The sequence below is a fragment of the Alcaligenes sp. GW821-FHT11D07 genome (genome assembly GCF_058808495.1).
Genome location: NZ_JBXART010000002.1, coordinates 649,025 through 674,970, shown reverse-complemented (window position 1 = coordinate 674,970; position 25,946 = coordinate 649,025). Strand labels below are relative to the sequence as shown.

The 25,946-nt window shown below is 56.2% G+C and carries 24 protein-coding genes and 1 other RNA gene; 9 read left to right on the top strand and 16 right to left on the bottom strand.

The genetic code is table 11. The annotated features are described in order from the left end of the window. Positions 1–148: 148 nt before the first annotated feature. The 9 genes from AC1RSM_RS11695 to AC1RSM_RS11655 all read right to left on the bottom strand — a co-directional run bounded on the left by AC1RSM_RS11695 (position 149) and on the right by AC1RSM_RS11655 (position 12,311). The gene (locus AC1RSM_RS11695) at positions 149–943 is read right to left on the bottom strand and encodes an ABC transporter permease (RefSeq protein WP_492932675.1); all 795 of its coding nucleotides are present in this window, start codon (positions 941–943) and stop codon (positions 149–151) included. A gap of 1 nt (position 944) precedes the next feature. Next, on the bottom strand, positions 945–1,751 hold the full coding sequence (locus tag AC1RSM_RS11690) for an ABC transporter ATP-binding protein (RefSeq protein WP_492932673.1): 807 nt from the start codon (positions 1,749–1,751) through the stop codon (positions 945–947). Beyond that, a complete protein-coding gene (locus tag AC1RSM_RS11685) occupies positions 1,744–2,784 on the bottom strand; it encodes an ABC transporter substrate-binding protein (RefSeq protein ID WP_492932671.1) in 1,041 nt (346 codons plus the stop codon). The genes AC1RSM_RS11690 and AC1RSM_RS11685 overlap by 8 nt, the downstream gene beginning before the upstream one ends. Positions 2,785–2,887: 103 nt before the next feature. After that, the gene (gene recR / locus AC1RSM_RS11680) at positions 2,888–3,499 is read right to left on the bottom strand and encodes a recombination mediator RecR (RefSeq protein ID WP_492932669.1); all 612 of its coding nucleotides are present in this window, start codon (positions 3,497–3,499) and stop codon (positions 2,888–2,890) included. Beyond that, positions 3,499–3,825: a YbaB/EbfC family nucleoid-associated protein gene (locus tag AC1RSM_RS11675; protein WP_492932667.1), complete on the bottom strand. Its 327-nt coding sequence runs from the start codon at positions 3,823–3,825 to the stop codon at positions 3,499–3,501. Before AC1RSM_RS11675 ends, recR begins: the two co-directional genes overlap by 1 nt. Before the next feature lie 41 nt (positions 3,826–3,866). After that, on the bottom strand, positions 3,867–6,131 hold the full coding sequence (locus AC1RSM_RS11670; protein ID WP_492932665.1) for a DNA polymerase III subunit gamma/tau: 2,265 nt from the start codon (positions 6,129–6,131) through the stop codon (positions 3,867–3,869). Positions 6,132–6,246: 115 nt separating this feature from the next. Further along, positions 6,247–6,344, bottom strand: an RNA gene (gene ffs, locus AC1RSM_RS11665) — signal recognition particle sRNA small type. Positions 6,345–6,360: 16 nt separating this feature from the next. After that, positions 6,361–9,663, bottom strand: a complete 3,303-nt coding sequence (locus AC1RSM_RS11660) for a UvrD-helicase domain-containing protein (protein WP_492932663.1) — start codon at positions 9,661–9,663, stop codon at positions 6,361–6,363. After that, positions 9,663–12,311 carry a PD-(D/E)XK nuclease family protein gene (locus tag AC1RSM_RS11655; protein WP_492932661.1) on the bottom strand — a complete coding sequence of 883 codons (2,649 nt, stop codon included), beginning with the start codon at positions 12,309–12,311 and terminating at the stop codon, positions 9,663–9,665. The genes AC1RSM_RS11660 and AC1RSM_RS11655 overlap by 1 nt, the downstream gene beginning before the upstream one ends. A gap of 108 nt (positions 12,312–12,419) precedes the next feature. Here AC1RSM_RS11655 and AC1RSM_RS11650 point away from each other — a divergent pair, with 108 nt between their 5' ends. Next, positions 12,420–13,232, top strand: coding sequence for a TOBE domain-containing protein (locus tag AC1RSM_RS11650; protein ID WP_492932976.1), 813 nt, complete (start codon positions 12,420–12,422; stop codon positions 13,230–13,232). Here AC1RSM_RS11650 and AC1RSM_RS11645 read toward each other — a convergent pair. The 3 genes from AC1RSM_RS11645 to modA are packed head-to-tail and all read right to left on the bottom strand — an operon-like array spanning position 13,222 to position 15,365. Then, entirely contained in the window at positions 13,222–13,920 is a 699-nt protein-coding gene (locus tag AC1RSM_RS11645) for a sulfate/molybdate ABC transporter ATP-binding protein (RefSeq protein ID WP_492932659.1), read from the bottom strand. The two genes, AC1RSM_RS11650 and AC1RSM_RS11645, sit on opposite strands and share 11 nt — an antisense overlap. Further along, positions 13,917–14,597, bottom strand: a complete 681-nt coding sequence (gene modB / locus AC1RSM_RS11640) for a molybdate ABC transporter permease subunit (RefSeq protein ID WP_492932657.1) — start codon at positions 14,595–14,597, stop codon at positions 13,917–13,919. The genes AC1RSM_RS11645 and modB overlap by 4 nt, the downstream gene beginning before the upstream one ends. A gap of 18 nt (positions 14,598–14,615) precedes the next feature. Continuing rightward, complete coding sequence (gene modA, locus AC1RSM_RS11635; RefSeq protein ID WP_492932655.1) at positions 14,616–15,365, bottom strand: molybdate ABC transporter substrate-binding protein; 750 nt, start codon at positions 15,363–15,365, stop codon at positions 14,616–14,618. Positions 15,366–15,526: 161 nt separating this feature from the next. Between modA and xerD the strand changes: the two genes are divergently transcribed. From xerD to AC1RSM_RS11620, 3 genes are all read left to right on the top strand, one after another. Then, on the top strand, positions 15,527–16,423 hold the full coding sequence (gene xerD / locus AC1RSM_RS11630; RefSeq protein WP_492932653.1) for a site-specific tyrosine recombinase XerD: 897 nt from the start codon (positions 15,527–15,529) through the stop codon (positions 16,421–16,423). Positions 16,424–16,437: 14 nt separating this feature from the next. Then, positions 16,438–16,932, top strand: a complete 495-nt coding sequence (ybaK, locus tag AC1RSM_RS11625) for a Cys-tRNA(Pro) deacylase (protein WP_492932651.1) — start codon at positions 16,438–16,440, stop codon at positions 16,930–16,932. Positions 16,933–17,227: 295 nt separating this feature from the next. Next, the gene (locus tag AC1RSM_RS11620; RefSeq protein ID WP_492932649.1) at positions 17,228–18,451 is read left to right on the top strand and encodes an MFS transporter; all 1,224 of its coding nucleotides are present in this window, start codon (positions 17,228–17,230) and stop codon (positions 18,449–18,451) included. 164 nt (positions 18,452–18,615) lie between these two features. Here the strand turns inward: AC1RSM_RS11620 and AC1RSM_RS11615 are convergent, their stop codons facing one another. Together AC1RSM_RS11615 and AC1RSM_RS11610 are read right to left on the bottom strand one after the other, a co-directional pair. Further along, positions 18,616–19,041: a nuclear transport factor 2 family protein gene (locus AC1RSM_RS11615; RefSeq protein ID WP_492932975.1), complete on the bottom strand. Its 426-nt coding sequence runs from the start codon at positions 19,039–19,041 to the stop codon at positions 18,616–18,618. Positions 19,042–19,109: 68 nt separating this feature from the next. Continuing rightward, positions 19,110–19,721 carry an NAD(P)-dependent oxidoreductase gene (locus AC1RSM_RS11610; RefSeq protein WP_492932647.1) on the bottom strand — a complete coding sequence of 204 codons (612 nt, stop codon included), beginning with the start codon at positions 19,719–19,721 and terminating at the stop codon, positions 19,110–19,112. Between the two features lie 153 nt (positions 19,722–19,874). Between AC1RSM_RS11610 and AC1RSM_RS11605 the strand changes: the two genes are divergently transcribed. Continuing rightward, entirely contained in the window at positions 19,875–20,261 is a 387-nt protein-coding gene (locus AC1RSM_RS11605) for a winged helix-turn-helix transcriptional regulator (RefSeq protein WP_492932645.1), read from the top strand. 138 nt (positions 20,262–20,399) lie between these two features. On the opposite strand, the gene AC1RSM_RS11600 is transcribed toward AC1RSM_RS11605, so the two are convergent. Both AC1RSM_RS11600 and AC1RSM_RS11595 read right to left on the bottom strand, forming a co-directional pair. Next, entirely contained in the window at positions 20,400–20,825 is a 426-nt protein-coding gene (locus AC1RSM_RS11600) for a PACE efflux transporter (RefSeq protein WP_492932643.1), read from the bottom strand. A 267-nt stretch (positions 20,826–21,092) separates the two neighbouring features. Continuing rightward, a complete protein-coding gene (locus AC1RSM_RS11595; protein WP_492932641.1) occupies positions 21,093–21,572 on the bottom strand; it encodes a low affinity iron permease family protein in 480 nt (159 codons plus the stop codon). A gap of 585 nt (positions 21,573–22,157) precedes the next feature. Here AC1RSM_RS11595 and AC1RSM_RS11590 point away from each other — a divergent pair. From AC1RSM_RS11590 to AC1RSM_RS11575, 4 genes are all read left to right on the top strand, one after another. After that, the gene (locus tag AC1RSM_RS11590; protein ID WP_492932639.1) at positions 22,158–22,430 is read left to right on the top strand and encodes a hypothetical protein; all 273 of its coding nucleotides are present in this window, start codon (positions 22,158–22,160) and stop codon (positions 22,428–22,430) included. 569 nt (positions 22,431–22,999) lie between these two features. Next, positions 23,000–24,058: a TRAP transporter substrate-binding protein DctP gene (dctP, locus tag AC1RSM_RS11585; protein WP_492932637.1), complete on the top strand. Its 1,059-nt coding sequence runs from the start codon at positions 23,000–23,002 to the stop codon at positions 24,056–24,058. A gap of 27 nt (positions 24,059–24,085) precedes the next feature. Continuing rightward, on the top strand, positions 24,086–24,607 hold the full coding sequence (locus AC1RSM_RS11580; protein ID WP_492932635.1) for a TRAP transporter small permease subunit: 522 nt from the start codon (positions 24,086–24,088) through the stop codon (positions 24,605–24,607). Beyond that, positions 24,604–25,923 (top strand): TRAP transporter large permease, encoded by a 1,320-nt coding sequence (locus tag AC1RSM_RS11575; RefSeq protein ID WP_492932633.1) that lies wholly within the window; start codon positions 24,604–24,606, stop codon positions 25,921–25,923. The genes AC1RSM_RS11580 and AC1RSM_RS11575 overlap by 4 nt, the downstream gene beginning before the upstream one ends. Positions 25,924–25,946: the final 23 nt, after the last annotated feature.

Below are 25,946 nucleotides of genomic sequence, written 5' to 3'. Positions count from 1 at the left end.
GCCCTTTTTGTTGATCCTTAGCGTTTATAGGGCAGTTGATCTGCGCCAAGCACATAAAAGAAAGACATAAAAAAACCGGCTCCTTTGTCTAAGGAGCCGGTTCTAGAGTGTGCCCTGTCAGGTCGCTGCCTGACTGCAAGCGACACGATCAGAGCTTTTCTGTCCCGCCGCTTTGAGGTCGCCAGGCCAGGAGCCGGTCTTCAAATACGCTGACCAGACCATCCAGAATCAGAGCAAATACGGTTAGCACGACAATGCCGGCAAACACCGTGTTTACGTCCAGCGTGCCTTCGGCCTGCAAGATGAGATAGCCCACCCCGCTGGCCGAGCCCAGGTATTCACCCACCACAGCCCCCACAAAGGCCAGACCGACCGATGTATGCAAGCTGGAAAACACCCAGCTGGTTGCCGAGGGAATGTAGACGTGGCGCAGCAATTGACGACGGCTGGCACCCAACATGCGGGCGTTATCCAGCAGCGTGGAGCTGACTTCACGCACACCCTGGTACACGTTAAAGAACACGATGAAAAACACCAGAGTTACAGCCAGCGCAACTTTGGACCAGATGCCCAGACCGAACCACATGCCAAAAATCGGCGCCAAGATAACGCGTGGCATGGAGTTAGCTGCCGTCAGATAAGGGTCCAGCAAAGCAGCTGCACGAGGCGATAGCCCCAGCCACAAACCGCAAGCCAGGCCTGCAATCGTACCGATGGCAAAGGCCAATAAGGTTTCGCTCAAGGTCACACCCAGGTGCAGGTAAATATCACCGTTGGTGACAAACCAGGCCCAGATCACCTTGACCACTTCCAAAGGCTGACCAAAAAAGAACGCCGCCTTAGGGTCCAGGGTCAAAAAGTGCCAGGCCAGCAACATGACCACAAGCAGCGAGATTTGCCAGCCGCGCAGGGCCAGCTTGGATCGAGTAATAGACTTAGACATATCAGGCGCGCTTTTGCTGGGCATAACCCTTCAAGACTTCATCACGCAGAACGGCCCAGATTGCCGCATGCAATTCGACAAAACGGGGGTTATTGCGTACCTCGGCCACGTCGCGGGGACGTGGAAGATCGACATGAAATTCACCGATAGGATGCGTGCCCGGTCCGGCCGACAGCACCACCACACGGTCACTCATGGCAATGGCTTCGTCCAGATCGTGCGTGATGAACAGCACCGCTTTACGCTGCGCCATCCAAATCTCCAGTACTTCGTTTTCCATCAACTGACGGGTCTGAATGTCCAACGCCGAAAAGGGTTCGTCCATCAGGATGATGTCGGGGTCACGAATCAGGGTCTGGGCCAGCATGACGCGTTTGCGCATGCCACCGGACATCTGATGCGGGTAACGATCCCCAAAACCACCCAGACCCACCCGCTTTAACCACTCTTGCGTGCGGGCGCGGGCCTCGTCCTGGGGGACGCCGGCAAACTCCAGTCCGGCCATCACGTTGGACTCGGCACTGCGCCAGGGCATCAAAGCCTCGCCCTGGAACATGTAGCCCGCGCGCTCGTTGACACCTTGCAAAGGTTTGCCAAACACACGGACCTCGCCTGACGAGGGGCTCAGCAAGCCGGCCCCTACGTTCAGCAAGGTGGATTTACCGCAGCCCGTGGGCCCGACTACAGACACAAACTCGCCCGGCGCAATGGACAGGCTGGCATCACGGACTGCTGTGTAGGTGCCCTTGCCATCGCGAGAAGCAAATACACAGCTGACATTATCCAAAGACAGGGCTGCCTCAGACATTGGGGTACTTCTTGTTGGCATTGTCGGCAAATTCGTTGGTGAAGATTTTAGTGATATCAATCTTGGACGCGTCCAGATTGGGCACAAAAGCAGCCAGGGCGTTCAGCGCAGTCGCGGGACCGTCCTCATCGACTCGCCCATCCAGCGAGAGCGATTCTTTGTTGGCGTCCAGGCACTGTTTGTACAGTTCCACATCGCCCAACAGGTAGGAGGCAGGCACGGTCTTGGCAATGGTTTCGGCATCATTGGCCTGAATCCATTTGTCTGCGCGCACGATGGCGTTAGCCAAAGCCTGGGCAGTCTTGGGGTTTTTCTCAATAAATTCTTCGGACGCGTACAAACACGCCGATGGCATATTGCCGCCGAAAATGGTTTTGGTATCGGCCACGGTACGAGTGTCGGCAATAATGCGCACTTCGTTTTCTTTAAGCAGGGTGCCGATAACCGGGTCCAGGTTAGCCATGGCATCAATCTGGCCAGTACGCATGGCAGTGACTGCCCCAGCGCCTGCACCTACGCCAATAAAGGCGACATCCGATGGCTTCAGACCGTTTTGTTCCAAGTAAAAGTTGACCATCATATTGGTCGAGGAGCCCGGTGCGGTCACACCAATTTTCTTGCCTTTCAAGTCGGCTGGCGACTGATAGTTAGGCATCGTCTTGTTGGACACAGCCAAAACAATGGCAGGTGCGCGTCCTTGTTGCACAAAGGCTCGATAGAACTGCCCTTTGGACTGCAGGTTGATCGTGTGTTCAAAAGCACCCGACACCACGTCTGCACTACCACCTACGACCGCTTGCAGCGCTTTGGAGCCACCGGCAAAGTCCGCAACCTTGACCTTCAGGCCTTCGTCTTCAAAGTAGCCATTAACCTCTGCAATGGACAAAGGCAGATAGTAAATCAGCGCTTTGCCACCGACGGCTACGGTAATGTTCTTTTTTTCAATCTCTTGCGCACGGCCCAGCGATGGCAATGACAACGCTAATCCCGATGCTCCAACCAGCTTGAGCGCATGACGACGAGTCAGTTTCATGGCAATCCCCTTCTTGTTGTTGGTCATAAACTATATAGGCTTGATACTTATACCCAAAAACAAGGGGCAGTACGCCCCTTGTCCGCTAAGCGGTCAAACCTGATTAGGTGGCGCGACGCTCCATCAAGGCCCAGGCGATCGTGCTGGGATCAACATATTCCAGCTCGCTGCCCGCTGGCACACCGCGTGCCAACCGAGTCACTTTCAAGCCTTGGCTGCTGAGCATCTCCGCCAGATGATGGGCGGTGGTTTCGCCCTCTGCGGTGAAATTAGTCGCTAGAATCACTTCCTGCACTTGGCCATCACCAGCTCGCTCTAGCAAGCGGTCAAATTGCAAGGCATCCGGGCCTATGCCTTCCAGCGGCGTCAAACGCCCCATCAGGACATAGTAAAGACCTCGGTAACCATGCGTAGCCTCGATCATGTTTTGATCGGCAGGCGTCTCCACCACACACAACAACGCCGGATCACGGCGGGGATTGGCACAGGTTTCACAAATAGTTTGGACAGTGAACCCATTGCAGCGCTGACAGTGCTGCAGTGCCGTTGTGGCATGTTCAAGAGCGCGGCTCAATTGGTCGGCGCCTACCAAGTCGTGTTGCAACAAGTGGTAGGCCATGCGGCGAGCACTGCGCTCGCCCACACCGGGTAACCGACGCAGAGCCTGGATCAGAGCCCGAAGTGGTTCGGGCTCAGTGATCTGCGGTTCGTTCATTAGAACGGGAACTTCATACCGGGTGGCAGTGGCAGGCCAGCGGTCACACCCGCCATTTTTTCCTGCGACGTTGCCTCGGCTTTGCGCTGCGCGTCGTTAAAAGCGGCAGCAATCAAATCTTCCAACATGTCTTTGTCATCTTCCAGCAAGCTGGGGTCGATAGAGACGCGGCGCACATCGTGGCGGCAGTTCATGGTGACCTTGACCAGACCACCACCGGAAACGCCCTCGACCTCGATATCGGCCAAGGCATCCTGCGCCTTTTTCATGTTTTCCTGCATTTGCTGCGCCTGACGCATCAAGCCGGCAATTTGACCTTTCATCATGGTTTGGTTTTCCTGATTGATATAAATTGACAAGGGGCCATTCAGGCGGCCCGAACCAAAGGTGTGGCCTTAACCGATCCCGGTTTGACGCTGGCGCCAAAATCCTGAATCAGACTCAAGACAAAGGGATCCTGGGTGACTTGCTCTTCGGCCTGTCGCTGGCGTTCTGCCAGCTTGGCCTGCTCCACGGCATGCGCGGTGGCATCACCCGTATCCCCGTATTCAATCACCAACTGAATGGACTGGGCAAAGTACTCCGACAAAACGGTACGCAAACGCGCTTTGCCCTGGCTGCCTTCAGTTGCCTTGATTTTGGCACGCAGGTGAACTTCCTGTCCTTTCACGCCCAGCCATTCGCTTTGGCGGGCAAGCTCAGCGGCCCAGCCGCTTAAGGGCAGGCTAGCGGCCACGTCAGGCCAGGTTTCTGCTTTCATGCCACCCAAACGGACGGAACGCGGGCTTGCCGAACCGCTTTGCGGCACCGGCAGACCCAAATCCGTGTCGGGCATATAGCGATCAGACATGGATACAGACGGCACATCGCCCTCTTCTTCGGCAAGGGCCGCATCCATATCCAAAGGCTGGTAATTCTCGAATTCCTCGTCCATGCCCTCGGACAACCAGGCAGGCTCTTCCTGGCCTGCCGGACCCGGAGCGGCGGGCGGCGCTTCTTCCGCCACCGGGTCAACGCGTGTTGCCGCTTGAGCTTGGGAAGCCATCAAGGGCTGAGCCGTGTTTTTAGTTTGCGGCTTGGCAACTTCAGGGTCGGCGGATGACTCTGAGGCTGGCGCAGATTCCACTGCATCAACAGCAGCGCTGCCCGTGGCCGAAGCCGCTTCAATTGCCTGCGCCTGATCCACCGCTGGGCTGGACTCTGTCAAAGCGGGCGTCTGTGCGACAGCAGGCGGCGGGGAGTCTTCCCAAGCAGGAACAAAATCCTCAGCCTGTGCTGGGGCTTCTTCACTAACAGGCTCAGCTTGGGCTGGATTGGCATTTGCAACAGCAGCGACAGGCGCTGCGGCCTGAGTCTCAGCTTGCTGTGCGGATACCGACGGGGCCGCTTGCTGTCTTGATGGGGCGGAAGCGGCTGCTGGTGCAGCAACAGCGTCCACCACTGCTGCCGGAGCCGCTGCGGGTGCCGTGGCAGGCGCCACAGTGGCCGCACTGGAACTGGCTACCGCCGTCCCTGAGCCCGATGGCGGCACAGGCTGAGCCGGTACGGGCTCGGGCAACAAGGCCAGCATGCGCAAGCAAGCCATTACAAAACCGGCATACTCATCCGGAGCCAATGACAGCTCCTGACGGCTATGCACCGCTACCGAATAAAAAAGCTGGACATGATCAGGCGACAGCGTGGGCGCTAATTGCCGCACCGCTTCTGCCAAAGGATCATCATCCGTAATCGTGCCGGGAATGCGCTGTTCAATGGCAATCCGGGACAGCAAGGTTGCCAGATCCGCCAAGGCTCCCGAATAGGACAGGCCACGCAAGGCCAGATCGTCTGCCACCGCCATGATGGACTGTGCATCGTAAGCAACCAGTGCTTGCAGCAGTTGCGCCAAATGGCGCTGATCGATCGTGCCCAACATGGCTTGCACCGCTTGGGCGCTAAGATCACCAGCACTATAGGCGATGGCCTGATCGCTTAGCGACAAGGCATCCCGCATGGAGCCGTCAGCCGCCTGAGCCAATAAGCGCAGGGCTGGAACCTCGAACTGCATGCCTTCTTCAGTCAGGATTTCTTGCAAGTGCCCGACAATAGCCGGCACTGTCATCTGCTTCAAATTGAACTGCAGACATCGTGAGAGCACCGTGACCGGAATCTTCTGCGGGTCCGTGGTAGCAAGAATGAATTTTACGTGCGCGGGAGGCTCTTCCAGCGTCTTGAGCATGGCGTTGAACGCGTGCCCGGTCAGCATGTGAACTTCGTCAATCATGTAGACCTTGTAGCGGCCGGAGCTCGGGGCATACACCGCCTGCTCCAGCAACTGGGTCATCTCTTCAACGCCCCGATTGGAGGCGGCATCCAGCTCTACATAATCAATAAAGCGTCCGGCATCAATTTCCGTACACGCTTGGCAAACCCCGCAGGGCTTGGCGGTAATCCCGGTTTCGCAGTTCAGCGACTTGGCCAGAATGCGTGACAAGGTAGTCTTGCCCACCCCGCGGGTGCCCGTAAACAGCCAGGCATGATGCAGGCGCTGGGTTTCCAGGGCGTGCGTCAAAGCGCGCACCACGTGGTCCTGACCAACCAGGGTGTCAAAGGAACGGGGGCGCCACTTGCGGGCCAGAACGAGATAGGTCATGCGAATTCCGGACGGCGTGAACCATCAATACAAATAAGCGAAAGGAAAAGTGTACCGGATTCGGTGCTGGAGGGGAGAAGATAGCCTGGGCGCGAGAAGCCCAGCAAGCAAATGAAGTGGCGAGCCTGACTCCGGCACTGATTCTGCACGGCTGTGGCTGCTTCGTTCCCGACCTGACCAGATTCACCGCCGAACCATGCGGAGGGGCCCGCCGACAAGTAGTGTAGCATTAATACGGCAGCCAAAGATCGGCCCTGGGGAAATAAAGCGCAGCCTGCGCAGGGCGCCCATCCAGAGCCTGTACTTGTTCGCAATATCGCTCCAATTGAGGGGCATAACGCTCCCGCATACGCTCGGCAAAAGCCTCCAGAGTTTCATGCTCGGCAGGCCGCCCGGTTTTGTAATCCACCACCAGCCAATGGTCTTCCTGTGAAATGGCCAGGTCAATAATCGATACGCGGCCGCTGACATCCAGCAAAGACCATTCACGGTACGCCCGGCTGACGCCCAGCAACCATCGGCCCCTCTCGGTTTCTACTGTTGCCTTGATCGCTTCAAACAAAGATTGCGCCGCTTCATCCAAATAGGCCGCAGGCACGCCAGCCCGTAGCAATTGACGACGCATGACGGCGCGGCCTTGTTGCAAGCGCTCCACCGGCCATTGATCCAAACCTTCACGCCCCAGTTTTTCCAGCCAGTCATGAGCAACCGTACCAATCGCCTTTTCATGAGTGGTATCCAAGGACCACTGCCAGCTTTGATATTGCGGATTGCTTGACTGCAGGGGCGCCGCCGCAAGGGCAGGCACGCTCACAACACGCTGCAAGAGCGCAGCGGAACTTTGCCCGTCCTCCTCCTGCCGCACATTTTGCTCGGCTTGCCACACAGGGGCAGACGGTTGCTCCAGCACCGGCCACACCCGACTTAGCAAGGAGCGGCCATCCGGCTCGCGCAGTCCTTTATCGGGCGTAATGCTCAACTCTGCAAACAAATGCAGTTCCTGACGCGCACGGGTCAACGCCACGTATAAAAGGCGATGGCTTTCCTGCTCGGCACGGATACGCTCCCGAGCCGCCAGAAATTGCGAGACGGGGTCGCGCTGCTCGCTGCCCTTATGGCTGATCGGCCCCAGAATCAATCGCTCGGCGCTATGTTCCAAACGAATCAAGGGTTCAGAGTCAGCCGCAGACTGCTTATGCAGCCCAAACAAAATAACGGTTTCAAACTCCAGACCCTTGGATTTGTGAATCGTCATGACTTCTACAGCCTTGCCGGTCCCTTGCGGGGTGGCGTACAAGGACTCGACTCGGGACTGTAGCTGCTGCTGATCCGGTGGCCCGTAAGGACACAGTTCTTCCAGCAAACGCAAAACCTGCTCCGCGTCCGCTTGATCGGCCAAGCTGGGATACACCTGCGGCCCACCCAAGCGCAACCAGCATTCCTGCACCCAAGCTGCAAAAGGCATCAAGCCACTGCGATTACCCCGATCCAGCAGAATCTGACACGCGAAGAGCAAACGAGCACGCTCGTCCGCTTCCCAATCATTGAAGTCCTGACCCTGCGTTAACTCGGCCAGGGTTTGTGTGGGATGCAAGGCGCACAAACGGTGCAAGCTGTCCAAACGCAAACCGATCAAAGGAGAACGCAACACAGACAACCATGCCAGACGGTCAGCCGGATGCGCCAAGGCTCGGACCAATTGCACCAGGTCAGCGACCACAGGGCGCTGTTGCAAAGGCTCCAGCTCTACTGCACGGCACGGTATGCCCTGCTCACCCAACTTGCGTACCAGACCATGCAAGTGAGAACGCGCCCGTACCAAAATAGCGACTGGATGCTCACTGTCCTGGTAGCGCTGCAAAGCTTGTGCCGCGCATTGGACGGCATCGTCCACGGCTCGTTCTTGAGCCGCCTGTTGTGACGGCACCGCATCTTCGCCGCGAGCCACCCGGAAATGCCAGGAGGGATGAAACTGCACCGCCCACTGTGGTACATCAGGTTTGAAGGCGGTGGAGTGCTCGTAAGTCACCATGCCCAAGTCCGGATCAGGACGCGGCGGAAAGAGCTGAGCGCCTACCTGATTCACCCACTCCACCAAACGTGGGTGCGAGCGGAAGTTATTGCTTAGGTTCAACGGCTCCAGCTCCACCTCACCCAGGCGCTTGGCCTGCCAGACCTGCAAGAACAAGCCCACCTCCGCTTTACGGAAGCGGTAGATGGATTGCATCGGGTCGCCCACCAGGAACAGGCTGCGCCCATCGTCCGGCTCCCAACCACTGGTCAAGCGTTCCAACAACTGCACTTGTGACTGACTCGTGTCCTGAAACTCGTCCACCAAGAGATGGCGAATAGAGCGGTCCATGCGCAAGAGCAGTTCCCCCGGCTCGTCCGCATCCCCCAGGGCTTGCAGCGCTCGTTGGGCAATTTCCGTGAAATCGACCTCGGCTTTTTCGGCAAAACGCAGTTTTAACTGTGCAGCGGCCAACCAAAGCACCTGAATCAAATTCGACAACACCTCTTGCTGCTGCTCGGAATACTGAGCGGGCAAGAGCCGGGCGCTCGCCAAACGGGAGACCCAGGATTCAGTACCCAGGCAATTCCCCAGCCATTCACTCAAGGCTTCTTTTTGTGCTGTTTTAGGAGGGAAACCATTGCGCACCGTCAGACTTTTACGCAAATCGCCTTTATCCGTCAGCAATAGCGCCGCCAGTCCACGCCAGCGGGGCAAGTCATCCATGACCGGAGCCAGGGTATCGCCTCGCCAATCGGCCAAGGCCAGCACGTCTCCTGCATCCAGGTTGGACGCAGCAAAGCAGGCCAGGGGCGCCAAAGTGGTGGACCAGCCCGGCGGCAAGCTCTCGCTTAACTGCTGCAGTTGCTGTTCAACCACCTCGCGCAGACTGTCTTGCAACAGAGCAAGATCGCCCCCCTGCCCCATGGCAGGCAACCATTGATCCCGGCTAGCCAGCATGCCAGCCAGGAGCGCCTGGGCCTGGAGCAGATTCACATCCATATGCTCCAGAAAGCGCGCCACGCTAGGAATGCTTTCCGCCATTTCCAAGGTAGCCCAGGCCGCCGCTTCGTAGTGTTCCTGCGCCTTATCAGTAATGGCGGGCACACCGCCCAAACCGGTGATCCAGGGCATCGCACGCACCAGATGGGCGCACAAGGAGTCAATCGTCCGGATGCTTAGACGAGCCGGATAAGCCAACAAGTCCCATTGCTGCTCCTGATTACGCTGCATGGCAGCGCGAGCCAGCTCCCAGCTACGAACGCGATAAGGCTCTGCCGGTCGCTCTTGATCGGCTGCAGCCAGTTTCTCCAATACGCGAGCGTGCATTTCAGCAGCCGCTTTACGGGTAAAGGTGATGGCAACAATTTCTTCTGGCCGCTGTACACGCGCCAGCAAGGCCAAAATTCGGTCAGTCAATAATTCGGTTTTTCCAGAACCGGCTGGTGCCTGCACCAGAAAGGAGGCATCAGGGTCCAGTGCCCGAGCCCGGGCCTGACTATCGCTAGGAATAGTAAACATCACGCTTCTCCTCCATTTTCCTGGAGGTCTTCCTGGAACAATCGTAAAAAGGGTAAGACATCGCAATAGAGCAGGTCATTGCGATTCCAGATCTGATTGGCGGCCTGCCCCTGCAAAAACTCGTCAGCCAAGCCTTCCACCGCTTGCTTCCACTGCGCAATCTGGGCTGTCCACTGCTGGGCGGTTTCCAGCTCGGTCAGCCCTTCAATATCCATGCCCGGTGCGGCCAAACCGCTCAACCCCACCTGACGGGCATGCAAACGCACAAAAGCCAGACCACTGACCGCACGGCCTTCATCGTGCAAGGCGGCTGCATAAAACGGCAGTTGCAAATTGACCGGTCGGGGCCGCAGCCAGTCTTTATCGGGGCGCAGCTCGCCGATACCGGTTTTGTAGTCCAGCAGCAATTGCTCGCCGCCCGCCAAATCATCCAAACGGTCCAGACGCAGATTTAAGCGCAGCAAGCCACGGCTCCAGCTCAATTCATGCTCAGTTGCCCCCAAAGCAAAGGGAGGACGCTGCGCTTCCTGATGAGCGTATTCGGTCAGCACGGCCATCCCGCGCTCCATTTCCAGGCCACGCAGTACAGGCCCGTAATCGGGCAGTTCCTCTTGGGCGGCCTGGTTCACGCAGCCTTGCACGACCTGCACCAGCGTGTCTTCACCAATCAGCTCATGCAAACGGTCCTGATCCCGCACTTGAAGCCAGAACAGCTCAACGGCACGGTGCAAAAACATCCCGCGTGTATTCATATCCCCTAGACGGGCATAGTCCGGCAGAGCCTGTCCATGCAAACGGAATTTCACAAAAGCCCATAAGGGACTGCGAGCCTGTGTATCCAGCACGCTGATGCCGCCACGAATACGCTCGTCCATCTGCAGCGGTGGGCCCCGCTCATCTCGCAAGGCTTCCTGCGCAGCGGCCTGCTCGGCCTGCACAGCCCACGGCGTGTCCAGCAAGGGCCAATTCGCAATCAAGGGGCTGGGCCTAAGCTCTTGCTCACCTTGATGCAAAGGCGCGCTCAGCAGCACCTGATCCCCACAACGCAATAGCGCCGCCAGCATCCAGCGTGCCCACTCCAGCTCGCGCTCCGGCGTACTGCGCGGCGCCTGCACTCGGCGTAAAACCTGGGCCGGGATCAAAGGATTGGGTTTGACAGCGGCAGGCAAGATTTCATCTGTCAGCCCCAGAACCCACACCGCATCCCAACGCCCGCCTTCAGCCTCCAGAAAGCCCAGCACATCCAAACGGGAGCGCGGATCGCGCTGCGGCTGGAACAGGTTTTCACGCGCCATGCGAGCCAACGCATTCTGCGCCTGCAAGGCACTGATACGCCCCAGCACCGGCGCTTGCTGTGCCAGTTGCAGCAGCAAGGCTTCCAACGCCTCCAGTGTCTGAAACTGCGCACTGTCCAGGCGGTTGGTCCCGGGAAAGCCCAAGGCTTCCAAACACTGGCGCATGACCGACGCCCAGGTGTCTACCCCTTGTGCCCCAGACGACACGGCATTGAAGCGCTCCATTGCCTTGTCCCACGCCAAGCCCAATTCGGGTGTGTGAAAGCTGAGCATGTCTTCAAACTCTTTACGCCCCACTTGAGTGATGCGGTTGTCACGCCACGCCTTGTCGATGCGAGCACGTCCCCCAGCTTCAGACTGTTCGGCCTGACACGCCCCCAGTCGCAAAGCCTCGCCCAGCATGGCGGGCTCTGCCTGGGCTTTGGTCGCCAAGGTAAACAAAGCTTTCAACCAGGCCATGGCCGCTTCTACCACGGGCCACTCCGCTAAGGATCGGGCAGCCGCCACGTTATAGGGCAAGGCGCCTTGATCAGTGTGCATAGCCTGCCGCAACAGGCGATGCACCAAGGGCAATTGAGTCTCCAGCTGGGCAGCCACAATGGCCACCGTGCGGTCTGGGTCTTCGTCCAATTGACGACGTGCCCACTGCACGGCCAAACGCCATTCGGTATCTGCGTCCTGGGCTTGCACCCGATGTACTTGAGTGGCTGCGGCCTCCTCATGCTCCAGGCGCAAGATCTCCACCCCGGCCTCTTGCAAGCCACTGAGCAGGGCTTGCAGGCGCGGCGAATATTCATGAAAACCATGCAGCACCATATGGCGATGGCGCATGTGTAAAGCGCCCTGCCGCACAGCCGCCAGCACGCGCCCTGCCGCCAGATTGGCATCATCCAGATCAGCTTGCGCCAGGCTTTGTCGATAATGAGAGCGCCACTGCATGAAGCGTTCAAAATCCACACTGGCTTCACCGGGCTTCAATTCAATATGCCACTCATCCAGCAAGGTATCGGCTTCACAGGCCAGACGCGCCGCCTGCCCCACATCCAGAAAATAGCCCTCTTCCTCGCACTGCTCGATGCTGTGTTCCCAGCGCTGCAGGGCGGCGAAGCGATCCATTTGGTGCGCCGCCGGCTGCCACTGCTCGGAAAAGCAGAGCTGATCGCTGGCCTGAGCCAGCCAGGCTCCCAAAGGCACGATTTCAGGCACGGCCACCGTCCCTCCCGCACCTGCCAGGCTGGCGGACAGATGCCCCAGCAAGCGACGGGCGTAGCGCTTGTTGACAGTCAGAACGACCGTCTCGGCACTATTGAGCTCCTGCAATTGAGCCATGGAAATAGCGGGGGTGTCGTACATAGAAAAAACCAGTTAAGGTTGCAAGAAAACAGAATGGCCAGCGGCACGGATCAGGCCATTGTACTGGCGCTCTATACCTTGTCCGCTCCCGCCCTTACACTTATCACCATGCCTAATTCACACACTCCCAATCCCGAATTGACCGGTAGCCTGTCTCTGCGTACGGGTGAACATACCTGGGGCAGCGCACGCCGTATGGCTTTGCTGGCCGCTATTGCCGAGCAGGGCTCGATTTCTGCTGCTGCCCGCCATATTGGCATCAGCTACAAAGCCGCCTGGGATGCCATCGACATCATGAACAATATGGCTGGCGAACCCTTGGTGCTACGCAGCACGGGTGGCCATCGTGGTGGTGGCGCCACCTTGACCCCCAAGGCGGTCGAGTTACTTGAGCTGTACCAAACCTATGACCGGCTGCATCAGCGTTTCATGAGTCGCATCGGTCGCTTAATGCCTTCAGTGGCCACTCAAATGGAGTTACTCCAAACCATGATCATGCAAACTTCCGCTCGCAACCAACTGCCCGGCACAGTCACCACGATCAAAACGGGTGCCGTTAACGACGAAATTCATGTGGATATTGGCCAGGGCCAGACCGTTGTGGCGTCCATTACCCGTGAAAGCACAGAGAACCTGGGCCTGCGCGAAGGTCAAAAAGTGCTGGCCTTTCTGAAAGCGTCTTCAATCATGATCGGCACAGGCGACACACGCAACTCCCTGTCTGCCCGCAACCAATTGCCCGGCACAATTACAGATGTGATTGGTGGCGCGGTGAACGCCGAAGTCCGCATGGAACTGCCGCAAGGACTGGTGATAACCGCCAGCATCACGCTGGACAGCACACAGCGTTTGAGCCTGGAAGCAGGCCAATCCGCCTATGCGCTATTTAAGGCATCCAGCGTAATGATCGCTACGCTGTAACTTCCAGATCAGCGCTGGTGCAGCATTCGATAATGCGACCATCGCGAATGCGATAGACCTCTTGGGCCAAGGCTCTGGCATCTTCAGGATCATGCGTGATCAAAATCGTGGGAATGTCGATCTGGCTCTGCAATTGAGCCAGTTCGGCACGCAAACGGGTACGCAAATCCTGGTCCAGAGCCGCCAACGGCTCGTCCAGCAAGAGCAGCTGCGGCTGGATTGCCAGCGCACGAGCCAAAGCACAGCGCTGCTTTTGCCCACCCGATAGCTGAGCAGGATAGCTGCTCAACACGGACTCCAGCTGGAATGCTTCCACCCAACGCTGGGCTGCCGCAGGCAAATCTCGCACTGTGCGGTTGAACAAGCCGGTATTCAGACCAAAGCAAATATTCTGTGCCGCCGTCAAATGAGGGAACAGGCCATAGTCCTGAAACAGATACGCCACGCGGCGTTCGCGGGGCTTTAAGTTCACGCCGGTTTCGGAGTCAAAATAGACCTGATCGCCAATTTGAATTCGGCCGTGATCGGGCCGCAGCAAACCGGCAACGCTTTGCACCGTCAAAGATTTGCCCGAGCCCGAAGGCCCGTACAAAGCGATATGCCGAGCATCAGTCTGAATCTGAATATTCAGCTTGAAATGACGGGCCTCGCTAACAACGGTGCGTTGAATCTGTAAGTTCAGGCTCATGACATCCCTCTTTTACGACGCACGTGACGCGGCGACAGTGCACTGGTGCTCCAAAGAACCAGGACGCAGGTAATTGAAATAATGGCCACCAGCACCAAAGCCTGTTGATCCTCGCCTGCCTGCACCGCCTCGTAGATAGCAATGGACATAGTCTGGGTGCGTCCCGGAATACTGCCCGCAATCATCAAGGTAGCCCCAAATTCGCCCAAGGCCCGTGCAAATGCCAGCAAAACCCCGGCCATAATACCGCGCGCTGCCAAGGGCAGGCTGACTCGGAAAAAAATGGCCAAAGGCTTCAGGCCCAGCACGCTGGCAGCATTTTCAAGGCGCGTGTCCACATCTTCAAAAGCGGCGCGCGCCGCTTTCAAAATCATGGGGAAAGCGACCACCGTGGCCGCCACCACCGCCCCCTGCCAGGTAAAGACTAGTTCTATACCTATGCTCGATAACCACTGCCCCAGAGAACTGCGCCGACCCAGCAACACCAACAGGTAATAGCCAATTACTGTGGGCGGCAAAACCATAGGCAAGGTCAAGATGGAGTCGAGCAGGTCACACCAGCGCGACTGCCAGCGCGACAAGGCATAGGCAATGCCTATGCCCAGCACACAGGCGAACAAGGTCGCCCAAGCGGCGACCTTGAGCGATAACCACAAGGGAATCCAAAGTGAAGTCATCCTGCTATCAAAATCCGATCAAGGCTTGGCAAAACCGTATTTTGCCAGCACTTCTTGACCGGACTCAGACATAACGAAATCCTGGAAAGCCTGGGCCTTGTCATTGCGACCTTCACGCTGAACCAAAGCGATGGGGTACGTGACAGGTTCCGTTGTCTTGAGCACTTCCAACACTTCCACCTTGTCTTTCATGATGGCAGCGTCAGTAGCAAACACAAAACCGGCTTCTACTTCGCCACGAGCGACGTAATCCAGCACCTGACGCACGTTCTGCCCCAGAATTTCGCGCTCTTTAACCGCATCCCACTGACCGGCTTTTTCCAGCGCAGCCTGGGTGTAACGTCCTACAGGCACAACCGCCGGATTACCCAAGGCCACGCGTTTGACTTCTGGCTTGCCCAGGTCACCGGCGTTGCTCACTTTGGCAGGATTGTCGCTAGGCACAATCAGTACCACCTGATTCTGCACAAAATTCTTGCGAGTAGCCGGGTCCACCGCCTTGGCTTCTTCTGCCTTGTTCATCGCCTTCTGGTCTGCGGAGGCAAACACGTCCACCGGCGCACCATTGACGATCTGTTGCAGCAAGACGTCCGAAGCCGCAAAACTGGTCAGAACTTTGGTGCCAGGATGTTCCGCTTCAAACTGACCTGCCAGTTCCTTGAAGGCGTTGGTCAAGCTGGCAGCAGCGGCTACCACCAATTCATCAGCTTGGGCCGTGCCTTGCAAGAACAGGGATAAGGCAGCTACCGATACGACACGTTTAAACATTGTTTTCTCCTCCGGGACAGGTGTAACGAATTAGTATAATCAGGAAATATATATAGGTATATACCGAAAGTTGCGCTCGCGCCTGAATGAAGCTCATCACCTCGGAGTGATAGCATGATGACTTTCCCGCTCCGATCCCGTCGAATAAAGCCCCCCGCCCCATGACGCAAGCCAGTCTGATTTCCGATTTCATCACCATGCTGTGGTTGCAAGACGGCCTGGCCGCCAACACGCAGCAGGCGTATCGGCAGGACCTGGAACGCCTGGCCGAATGGGTGCAGGCAGAGCGAGCGGACAAAGCATTGGAACAACTGGATGCCAGCGACCTACGCGAATGGATGAGCAGCCAGTCCGGCAGCAGCAAAGCCAGCACGGCTAACCGCAGACTGGCAACCTTGCGCCGCTTTTACAGCTGGGCCGTACAAGAGGGTCTGCGTCAGGACGACCCCTGTCTGGAATTGAGCAGTGCCCGCCAAGCGCCCCGCGTACCGCACACTTTGTCCGAAGATCAGGTCGAGCGCCTGTTGGCCGCACCCGACATACACAATGAGTTGGGACTGCGGGATCGCAGCATGCTGGAGACCTTGTACGCCAGCGGCTTGCGTGTCAGCGAACTAATTGAACTGCCGATGCAAAATCTGAGCCTGAGCGATGGCGTCTTGCGCATCGACCAAGGCAAAGGCGGCAAGGACAGGCTAGTGCCTCTAGGCCAGGAGGCCCTGCACTGGATCGAGCGTTATCTGCAAGAATCGCGCCCCGCTTTGTTGGGGCAGCGACGCAGTGACTTTGTGTTCATCACCGGGCGCGGCACCTGCATGAGTCGGCAATCTTTTTGGCTGATCGTTAAAAAATACGCTGTTCAGGCCGGGATTCTGGCCCCGCTCTCGCCCCATGTATTGCGCCATGCTTTCGCAACACACTTGCTCAATCACGGGGCAGACTTACGCGTGGTACAGATGCTGCTGGGACACGCCGATATTTCCACTACACAGATTTATACTCATGTGGCGCGTGAACGCTTGAAAGCCTTGCACGCCGCCCATCATCCACGCGCTTGAGCGCACCTTCAGATATGGCTAAAGAAAAACACGTCAGCGAAACTCCAGCCACGCAATGGCTGCGTAAAAAAGGCATTAGTTTTACCGAGCATAGCTACAACTATGTTGACCATGGTGGGGCCATGGAAGCGGCAGCCCAATTAGGGCTGGATCTGCACCGGGTTGCCAAAACACTGATCATGGAAGATGAAAGTGCCAAGCCGCTGATTATCGTGATGCACGGCGACCGCGAAGTCTCCACCAAGAACCTGGCCCGCCAGACCGGCGTTAAAAAGATCGCCCCCTGCAAACCGGATGTGGCCCAGCGCCACTCCGGCTACTTGGTCGGCGGCACCTCCCCCTTTGCGACGCGCAAGGCCATGCCCGTCTGGGTGGAGGAAGAGCTGCTGGAGTTCGACACGATTTATATCAACGGTGGGCGACGCGGCTATTTATTGGGTATCAATCCACACGTTTTGATCGACAGCCTGGGCGCACGCACAGTACAAGCGGGCCTGGAAAAAGGCTGACGCCTTTCGCAGTGTTTATAAAAACGAACCGTTTTGAGCAACACCCCACAAAGTGGACAGCCATCCACTTTGTGGGGTGTTTTGCCAGGCAAGGCGCAATGCCCACAAGCATGCACAGATTGAGAACAGATTTGTGCGGCATAGGCCGCGAGGTTTAGCCAAGTGGCACCAGCGAAAGAGCTGATACCGCTCCCCATCGGCATAGCAAGAAAGTCGCTTGTCACAAGACAAAAATGATTGCACCCACTTACTATTTCGCCAGATAATTCAAGCCTGAATAATAAGAGGGGGCCCCATGTTTCAATCCTTGCGCCAGCCTGCCGTGATGACGGTCACGCTGGCAGCCGCCGGCATCTTGATGGTCACCATGGGGATACGCCAATCCTTTGGTCTGTTCATTGGCCCGATTGATAAAGCGACCGGCATGGGCATCATGTCCATCAGCTTTGCCATGGCAGTAGGACAACTGGCCTGGGGCGCAATCCAGCCCATTGCCGGTGCTTGTTCTGATCGCTGGGGCCCGGACCGCGTTCTGATTGCCGGTCTGCTGGTGCTGGCACTGGGTTGCGCGGTCACTCCCTTTATTGGCACTGGCCTGGGCTTGACGCTGACCTTGGGCCTGCTGGCCAATATAGGCTCGGGCGCGGCTAGTTTTTCCACCTTGATTGGGGCTGCTGCTCAACGCATTCCGGATCACGCTCGCGGACAGGCCTCTGGTTTGATCAACGCCGGCGGCTCCTTTGGCCAGTTTGTTTTTGCCCCCTTGGTGCAAAAACTGATCGCTATGGTGGGCTGGATGTCCACCTTCTGGGTACTGGCCTTAACCGCCCTGCTGACCTTGCCCTTGATTCGCAAACTCAGTCCCGGCAACAGTGCAGCAAAAGCCGCTACCGCCCCCAGCTCAGCGCCCGCTGTCAGCGGTCCGGGACTGGCGCAAACCGTCAAAGCAGCCATGAAAGATCGCAGCTATTTGCTGCTGAGCCTGGGCTTTTTCACTTGCGGTTTTCATATCGCTTTTTTAGTCACGCACCTGCCAGGTGAGATTGATTTGTGTGGCCTGCCCCCATCGGTTGCCAGCTGGTCTTTGGCCTTGATCGGGCTGGCCAACATCTTTGGCAGTATCGTGGCAGGCTCGTGCATTGCACGCTGGCGCAGCAAGTACGTGCTGGCGCTGATGTATGCCTCCCGAGCCGTCCTGATCTTGTGGTATTTGATGATGCCCAAGACCGATCTAGTGTTTTATGTTTTTGCCATCGGCCTGGGGCTGACCTGGCTGGCTACCGTGCCTCCCACGGCTAATATCGTCGCCAAACTGTTTGGTACACGCTATCTGGCTACCTTGTTCGGGCTGGCCCTGTTCTCCCACCAGATTGGTGGCTTTTTAGGTGCCTGGCTGGGCGGCATTGCCCTGACCCGCTTTGGTGACTACAGCTGGATGTGGTGGGCTGATATCGTTTTGGCCATCGTCGCGGCGATCGTCAATTTGCCTATACGCGAGGCAAAAATCCAAACGGCATAGAGGTTTCGGCAAGGAGTGCCCCTACACAATCAAAAAGCCCGTCATCACTGTTAAACCCCAAACGTTTGGAGGCTACACAGCTATGACGGGCGTTTTGTTAGCTTACGCATACATCCTCTGCTTACCGAGACGGCGATCAGCATCGGCCTGAACAAGCAACAAGTCTAGAACATGGTGTTGCTATTGGCCGCTTGCTCCGGCACCGCCTGGATGACATCCCAGTGTTCAACAATCTTGCCGTCCTGCACACGGAAGATATCAATCACCGCTTGCCCGCGATCCGCCTTGCCATTGGTCGAATGCACGTGCAGATAGACCAGATCCCCATCGCTGGCACTACGTACTATCTTTGCACGGGACTGCGGATTGTCTTTGAAGTAGGTTCCGAAATAGCCCACAAAAGGCGCTTTTCCGTCCGGCACCTGCGGGTTGTGCTGGATATAGTCATCCGCCACAACTTGGGCCGCTTGCTGAACCTCGTGCTGGTTAAAAAAGCGGTCATAAAACTGCAGCACTAACTGGCGATTACTCTCTTCCTGAGCCACATCACGCGCCGCAGGAGCCGCAGCCGAGGCAATGCCCGTGCTCATTAACAAAGCGCCGGTCAACAACACCGGGGAAATCCAAGAAAACGTGATTTTCATCAGCCTGGCTCCTGTTAATAACCAACGGTGAAACGCTGACGCGAATGGCTGGGGCGCTCGATCTCGTCAACCAAGGCAATCGCATAATCTTCGTACGAAATCTGGCTACCCTGATCCGATACCAGCAAGCTGTCCTTGCCAAGACGGAATTTGCCGGTACGCTGGCCCGGGCCGAACTCAGCAGACGGAGACAAAAAGGTCCAATCCAGCTCTTTTTCTTGACGCAGTTGATCCAGGAACTCAATCCCACCCAAAGCCTCGCTACGGTAGGCATCGGGGAAAGCAGGCTGATCAATCAAGCGCTGGCCAGGGGCGACTTCCAAACTGGCAGCCCCGCCCACAACCAAATAGCGCTTGATGCCAGCGGCGCGCACCGCAGTGATCAGCTTGGAGGGATCAGAAGACGCAAAACGAACAGCACTGATGGCAATATCGTGCCCTTGCAGCAGGGCGATCAAGCCATCCAGATCATTCACATCCCCCTGCACGGCAGTGACATTAGGCAGGCTGGCGATCTTGTCAGTGTGGCGGGCAATCGCTGTCACCGTATGACCACGATCAGAGAGTTCTTTCAGCAGGCGCGAACCGACTTCGCCGGAGGCACCCATCAATGCAATGCGAGACATAATAGCTCCTTGTGTGCTCAAATAAAGACCTGGTCTATTAAGTAGACCATTAAGCATGATGCTAGACAGTTTTTTGTCACTCCACAAGAAGTCACGCGGACCATACCAGGTCACACGGAAGTGACTATTGAATATCGCAAGGCAGGAAAAAACATGCCCTCTTCAAGCGCAAACGTATTGGCTACAAGCCCTGTAGAAGAATTTGAACAGCCCTGTCCTATTCGGGATGTGCTCGATCGTATTGGTGATCAATGGAGTCTGTTGATTCTGGAATCCCTGGCCCCCGGCACAAAACGCTTTAACGAGCTGGGCCGGGAGATCGGTGATATTTCCCGGCAAATGCTCTCGCGCACCCTTAAACGGCTGGAGACGGATGGCTTTGTCCATCGTACTTTGTACGCTGAAGTACCGCCGCGCGTGGAATACACGCTGACCGAGCTAGGGCGGTCTTTTCTGGTGCCCATGAAGGCATTGGTGCAATGGGCCGATACCCATCACGGGCAAATCTGCCAGGCGCGCAGGAACTCACAAACCGAATAAGGGCGAAGGCGTGCGCCTCCCGCGGCCGCTGCGCCATGTATAAAAATCGAAAAGACCGTCCCGCATGCCCATCACCGGAGAAAAAAAAAAGCCGCATAACGCGGCTTTTTTCTGGAACTTAACAGAGCTTAATAGAGCTTAGGCAGCACTGGCTGGCAAGCCAAACACCCGGTCAAAGGTCCAGCTGAAGATAAAGGAGTAAATCAGGAAGAACACCAGAATCGCCACTTCCATACGCAGCGCTTCGATCAAGCCCACCTGATACCACCACATATACAAAGGCACGATAAAAATAATCAAACCGGCCTCAAAGCTGATGGAGTGGACACAGCGGCGCAGCACGCTACGCCCTTTGACGCTCTGCTTAGACTCCCAATACTCAAAAATGGTGTTGAACACGTAGTTCCAGGTGATGGCAATCACTGAGATCGCCACCGCAATCGGCGCGGAGTCTGATGCCGTACCACCGGCAAAAAAAGCCAGCAAAAACGAAGAAAAAATAATCGCAAAAATTTCAAATACGCCCACGTAAACGACGCGGCGCTTCCAACCCTGGAGTGTCATAACTAACCTGCTGCGGTGCACCAGCCGGCCCTGGAAGATCTCCAGCCGGACAAAATGATGCGTTGAAAAATGAAGTCGCTGACCCGGCAAAAAACGTCTTGATGCCCGGGTACGGCGCTAAAGCGCACAATCCTACCACAGCGCCCCGCCGGTTTATTCAGCAGCAGCCAATAGGCCTTTTCAGCATACAAACCCACAATCAAGGGGGGTGAAGGCTTAGCGACCAAGGTGTAGACCAGCCTCCAGATCCAGGATGTGTCCTGGCGGCTACTTATCGCCCCCCAAGCGATTCCGTGCCTTCGACGCAATTGCGGAGTAGTAGGCTTCCAGCTTTTTTAATTGTTTCTCGTCCAGCTCTTCAACATCAATCAAGCGCTCGTTCGCGTCCGTCAAAGAGATGATTAGCTCATCCATCTTGATATGCAGCGCCTTACTGTCCTTGTTCTGATTTTGCTGGATCAAAAAGACCATCAAAAAAGTCACGATACTGGTGCCCGTATTGATGACCAGTTGCCAGGTTTCTGAAAAGTCGAAATACGGGCCAGATGAGGCCCACAACAGAACCGCCAACACTGCCACTGAAAACATGACGGGCGAACCCGCAAAGCGAGTCACCGACTTCGCGAATCGATCAAAAAACGAGTCGAAGGAATCCGGGGCGCAAGGCTCCACCAAAGGGGGATCTTGCTTGCCACGCCCAGAGGAAACAGCCTCTTCGTTATTCGGAGAATTTTTAGCCTTATCCATGGCGAGTCCCTCATAAATAAAAGCAGTGTAATCATGGGGTTCGCCTAAGTATTTCAAATGAAAACGAAACTGGGCAAAAGGATGGAAGACAGGGCGGCGTACAGGCCGCTATCTTCTACGCCGCACAGGAACGGCCCGTATCAGCAGGTCGTTTTTGATTGGCGCTAAAGACAGTCATAGCTGGTAGAACCCTCACTAAGCGCGATCACTTAAAAACGCGGCCAAACCCCGTCTTTACTTGACCTGCGGCCCCCAGCAGATCGGCCGCCTTGCCAGTGGATTGGGCTTACAAGACTCCGCAAACCCGCCGCTTTTCCCTGACTATGATTTACGGATTCTTGCTCAAGAAACTTTTTGTTTCTTTTAACACTACCCAACATTATTCAAGATTTGTAAGATGCGCTCAGGCTATCTGCGTGGAGTGAGGATAGCCACAGCGCATTGCTATCTTTTTTTTAAAACACGCTATGTCCATAGCCACCATTTAAAGAGGAGCAAGAAATGGGCAAGATTGACCATAAGACCATGTGCATTTTGTGTCAGACCCTCCCCCTGTCTAAGCCACACACAAAAAAGCACACATATATGCAGCGCCTCACTGCGCAAGAGGAGTTCATAGAGCAAGGCAAGCAAAGTCTATTTTGCTGCTCGGTCTGCCAAACCCACTGGCTTTACCAACAAGATAAATGGAACAGTTGCCTGGGATTCAAGCTCTGGACAGGGAGCCTGGATGATTATCTGGCAAGCAAAAAGCCCGTTCTAAGCAGTCTGGGCGACAAGCAGCACTCCGCCAGCCCGTACACCGGTTTGATCAGTCATCCGCCCCACGTACCCGGCTCGGCCTACACACGCCTTTAGGCGTACCAAAGCTCCATAGACGACTGGCGTGACAGCCTTGCCCTTGCCCCTCTGAGGACAAGGCTGGACAAGCAAAATACCCACAAATACACCCAGCCGTGTCGCAGCCAGAAAAAGCCGAAGGCAAGTAAACAGCCACTTAGCGGACAGGGGGGCAGATTCCTGTAATCTGACTGACCGCGCTATACCCGTATAAAAACAGCCGCAAAGACCATCAGTCAGACGGCACGGACAAAAGAGCAGAAACCGCCCTACTGTCTTCCCAGCTCCGTCATCAGCAGGCCAAAAACAAGTCTTAGCCTTTCCTCAACGTCAGGCTGCCCCAAGCCCCCTGCGGCCATCACCACACCAAAACATCCAAGCACTCAACAGAGTGCACGCTCTCGATCGCAGCCTGAGCCAACCGCCTCACGCCAGCCAAACAAGCGCGCTCCAGCCGTCTCTAGGACAAACCCCAATCTAAATATGTTGTTAATATATTTATAAAATATTAACATCCATTCCATGCTCACATCCCGGCCACCGGCCGTTTACAGAGCTGGACTATAAAAAAACCACCGGAGACAAACATGAAATCCAAACTTGGTGCATCACGAATTGCTGGTTTGTTTTTGTTATGCGGCATGGCCTCGGCACAAGCCGCGGACATCAGCTGGCGCGTACCGACCTCTGTACCCGAAGGCTCCCCCTTCTATCAGAACTTCCTGGAGCGTTTCGCAAAAAACGTAAAACTCATGACGGGCGATCGCGTTGAAATCCAGCCCTTCGGAGCAGGTGTCATTGTTCCGGCCCTCAAGGTTTTTGAAGCGGTAGAGACAGGCGTGGTAGAGGCCGGGCACTCCACCTCCAGTTATCTGGTCAACCAAGATCCAGCAAATGCTATTTTTGCTGGCTATCCGGGCGGCATGGGGCCAGATGCTTACCGAGTTTGGCTTTACGAAGGGGGAGGCAAAGAAAAGCTGCAGGAGTTGCGCTCCAAGAATGGCCTGAAAACCATGATTGTTGGCTTGGGTTCGACCGAAGTCATGGCTCACTCAAACACCCCGATTCGTAATGCAGAAGACCTGAAGGGACTGAAATACCGCACCTCCGGCGCCTGGGCCGATGTGATGAAAGACTACTTCGGTGCTGTGCCTACGGTAGTGCCACCTGGGGATACCTACACCCTGCTGCAACGTAAAGGGGTGGATGCGGTGGAGTGGGCCACGCCCTCCTCCAATACACCAGAAGGTTTCCATCAAGCCGCGAAGTACATAGTGGTGCCTGGTGTGCATCAACCCACCTTTATGTGGGAAGTCGTCCTCAAGCAAGAAACGTGGGACAAAGTACCAGCCGATTTGCAGCAATTGATCGAGGCCGCTGCTGAACTGACTACCCATCAATCGCTGGACTACTTTTACAACGCCGACATCAAAGCCATGGAAAAGTATCGCCAGGGCCGCAACGAAATCATTACCTTGGACCCCGCCTTCATCAAGCAGTTGGCCGAAGCAGGCAATGACTGGATACACAAGAAAGCGGATGCCCAGGCCCAGTCAGGCAACGATTACATGAAAACCTTGCTGACTGATTACGACGGTTTCTTAAGCCGCTGGCGCAGCGAAAGCGATTATTTGATCCGAGACTGAAATCCTACTATCTGAAGGAGAGCTGCCATGCTGCAGCCTATTTCAAAACTGATCGACTTTATCGCCCTTGCAAGCTCCCGATTGGCGGAAATGGCTGCGGCAATCCTGGTCACAGCCATGGTGTGGGAAGTCTTTGCTCGCTATGTTCTCCATGCCCCCACGGTCTGGGCCTTTGATGTGGCGTACATGATGAATGGGGCTATTTTTCTATTGGGTATGGCTTGGGTGATGCGTCAGAACGAGCACATCAGTATCGACGTGGTTCGCAAGCACTTGCCAAAGCGCTTTGCCCGTATTTCAGACCTGGTCCTGTATCTGCTGGTGCTGTTTCCTCTGTTTGCCGTTTTAAGCAAAGTCAGCATCTACAAAGCCTGGATGGCCTGGAAACTTAACGAGGTCGAGATGGTCAGCCCCTGGGCTCCGGTGATGTGGCCTTTTTATGCCTGCATTGCCATTGGTCTGATTGCCTTTACCTTACAACTGCTGGCGCACGGGTTGCGCTGTGCGGTCAAAGCAGAAAGCCACGCTGAGATTGAGGTGAACCCATGAATTTATGGATCGCCGGACTGATGTTTCCTGGCTTGTTCCTGCTGATTTTTCAGGGCATGCCCGTGGCTTTTGCGCTGATCCTGCCCGCCTTTCTGGCCGGTTGGTACGCCTTTGGCCCTATGGTCTTTGATCAGATGTATGGCGCCCTGTATGGCGCAGCTACCAACCATATCCTGTCAGCGATTCCCATGTTTGTCTTGATGGGAGCACTGCTGGAGCGTTCGGGCATTGCGGCACGCTTGTTTCGCACGATGCAGTTATGGCTGGGCGGGCTGCCAGGCGGGCTGGCCATTGCCACAATCGCAATGGCTGCCACTTTTGCCGCTGCAGCAGGCGTAGTGGGAGCCGTAGAAATCATGGTGGGGCTGATGGCTATCCCGGCCATGAAGCGCTTTCGCTACAACAACTCGCTGATTGCAGGCACGATCTGCGCAGGCGGTTCGCTGGGCACCATGATCCCTCCCTCCGTGGTCGCGGTCGTCTATGCCTCTCTGGCACAGGTTCCGGTGGGAGAACTGTTTGCTGCCATGCTCTTTCCCGGCCTGTTGATGACCTCGCTGTTTGTGGCCTATATCCTGATCGCCACCACACTCAAGCCCGAGCTGGGACCAAGAGCAGATGGCGAGGATATGCGCCGGCCTTTGGGTGAGAAAATCAGTATTACGATGCGTGGCCTGGTCCCCATGATGCTGCTGATCATTGCCGTTCTGGGTTCCTTGATGAAGGGTATTGCATCGCCTACCGAGGCCGCCGCCTTGGGAGCAGCAGCGGCAGCCGTCCTGTGCATTTTCTACCGTCAGTTCAACTGGGAGGTTTTCAGTGGAGCTTTGCGCATCACCGTGCGCATTACGGCAATGATTATGCTGATTGTGGCCGGAGGCATCATGTTTACCGGTGCCTTCGCAGCCAATGGTGGCGCCAAGCTAGTGCAAATGCTCACCAGCGATCTGGGCCTAGGCCCTACCGGCACAATCATCCTGTTCCTGGGCATTGTGTTTTTGCTGGGTTTTGTGCTGGACTGGACGGCTAACGTGCTGATTTGCGTCCCGCTGTTCCTGCCCTTTATTGTAGCGACGGGCCTAGACCCCTTGTGGTTTGGCGTGATGGTAATTGTCGTGATTCAAACCAGCTACCTGACGCCGCCTTTAGCCTCATCCATCTTCTACCTTCTGTCCATTGCCCCGAAAGACATGACATATGGACAAGTTTGTCGAGGTGTTGTGCCGTTTATTCTTGCCCAGTTGCTGACCTTGTTGATCGTCGCCTTGTTTCCCGCGATTGCAACCTGGTTGCCTCAGCAAGTATCCGGCTTTTAACGCACTTTTTATATTGGAGTCTC

Coding starts and splice junctions, on each gene's coding strand:
- AC1RSM_RS11690 (WP_492932673.1), bottom strand. CDS start 1,751: ATGTCTGAGGCAGCCCTGTCTTTGGATAATGTCAGCTGTGTATTTGCT.
- AC1RSM_RS11595 (WP_492932641.1), bottom strand. CDS start 21,572: ATGGATAAGGCTAAAAATTCTCCGAATAACGAAGAGGCTGTTTCCTCT.
- AC1RSM_RS11610 (WP_492932647.1), bottom strand. CDS start 19,721: ATGTCTCGCATTGCATTGATGGGTGCCTCCGGCGAAGTCGGTTCGCGC.
- AC1RSM_RS11695 (WP_492932675.1), bottom strand. CDS start 943: ATGTCTAAGTCTATTACTCGATCCAAGCTGGCCCTGCGCGGCTGGCAA.
- AC1RSM_RS11590 (WP_492932639.1), top strand. CDS start 22,158: ATGCAGCGCCTCACTGCGCAAGAGGAGTTCATAGAGCAAGGCAAGCAA.
- AC1RSM_RS11655 (WP_492932661.1), bottom strand. CDS start 12,311: ATGTACGACACCCCCGCTATTTCCATGGCTCAATTGCAGGAGCTCAAT.
- AC1RSM_RS11685 (WP_492932671.1), bottom strand. CDS start 2,784: ATGAAACTGACTCGTCGTCATGCGCTCAAGCTGGTTGGAGCATCGGGA.
- recR (WP_492932669.1), bottom strand. CDS start 3,499: ATGAACGAACCGCAGATCACTGAGCCCGAACCACTTCGGGCTCTGATC.
- AC1RSM_RS11615 (WP_492932975.1), bottom strand. CDS start 19,041: ATGAGCACGGGCATTGCCTCGGCTGCGGCTCCTGCGGCGCGTGATGTG.
- AC1RSM_RS11670 (WP_492932665.1), bottom strand. CDS start 6,131: ATGACCTATCTCGTTCTGGCCCGCAAGTGGCGCCCCCGTTCCTTTGAC.
- AC1RSM_RS11645 (WP_492932659.1), bottom strand. CDS start 13,920: ATGAGCCTGAACTTACAGATTCAACGCACCGTTGTTAGCGAGGCCCGT.
- AC1RSM_RS11660 (WP_492932663.1), bottom strand. CDS start 9,663: ATGTTTACTATTCCTAGCGATAGTCAGGCCCGGGCTCGGGCACTGGAC.
- modA (WP_492932655.1), bottom strand. CDS start 15,365: ATGTTTAAACGTGTCGTATCGGTAGCTGCCTTATCCCTGTTCTTGCAA.
- AC1RSM_RS11580 (WP_492932635.1), top strand. CDS start 24,086: ATGCTGCAGCCTATTTCAAAACTGATCGACTTTATCGCCCTTGCAAGC.
- AC1RSM_RS11650 (WP_492932976.1), top strand. CDS start 12,420: ATGCCTAATTCACACACTCCCAATCCCGAATTGACCGGTAGCCTGTCT.
- AC1RSM_RS11575 (WP_492932633.1), top strand. CDS start 24,604: ATGAATTTATGGATCGCCGGACTGATGTTTCCTGGCTTGTTCCTGCTG.
- AC1RSM_RS11675 (WP_492932667.1), bottom strand. CDS start 3,825: ATGATGAAAGGTCAAATTGCCGGCTTGATGCGTCAGGCGCAGCAAATG.
- ybaK (WP_492932651.1), top strand. CDS start 16,438: ATGGCTAAAGAAAAACACGTCAGCGAAACTCCAGCCACGCAATGGCTG.
- AC1RSM_RS11600 (WP_492932643.1), bottom strand. CDS start 20,825: ATGACACTCCAGGGTTGGAAGCGCCGCGTCGTTTACGTGGGCGTATTT.
- modB (WP_492932657.1), bottom strand. CDS start 14,597: ATGACTTCACTTTGGATTCCCTTGTGGTTATCGCTCAAGGTCGCCGCT.
- AC1RSM_RS11605 (WP_492932645.1), top strand. CDS start 19,875: ATGCCCTCTTCAAGCGCAAACGTATTGGCTACAAGCCCTGTAGAAGAA.
- xerD (WP_492932653.1), top strand. CDS start 15,527: ATGACGCAAGCCAGTCTGATTTCCGATTTCATCACCATGCTGTGGTTG.
- dctP (WP_492932637.1), top strand. CDS start 23,000: ATGAAATCCAAACTTGGTGCATCACGAATTGCTGGTTTGTTTTTGTTA.
- AC1RSM_RS11620 (WP_492932649.1), top strand. CDS start 17,228: ATGTTTCAATCCTTGCGCCAGCCTGCCGTGATGACGGTCACGCTGGCA.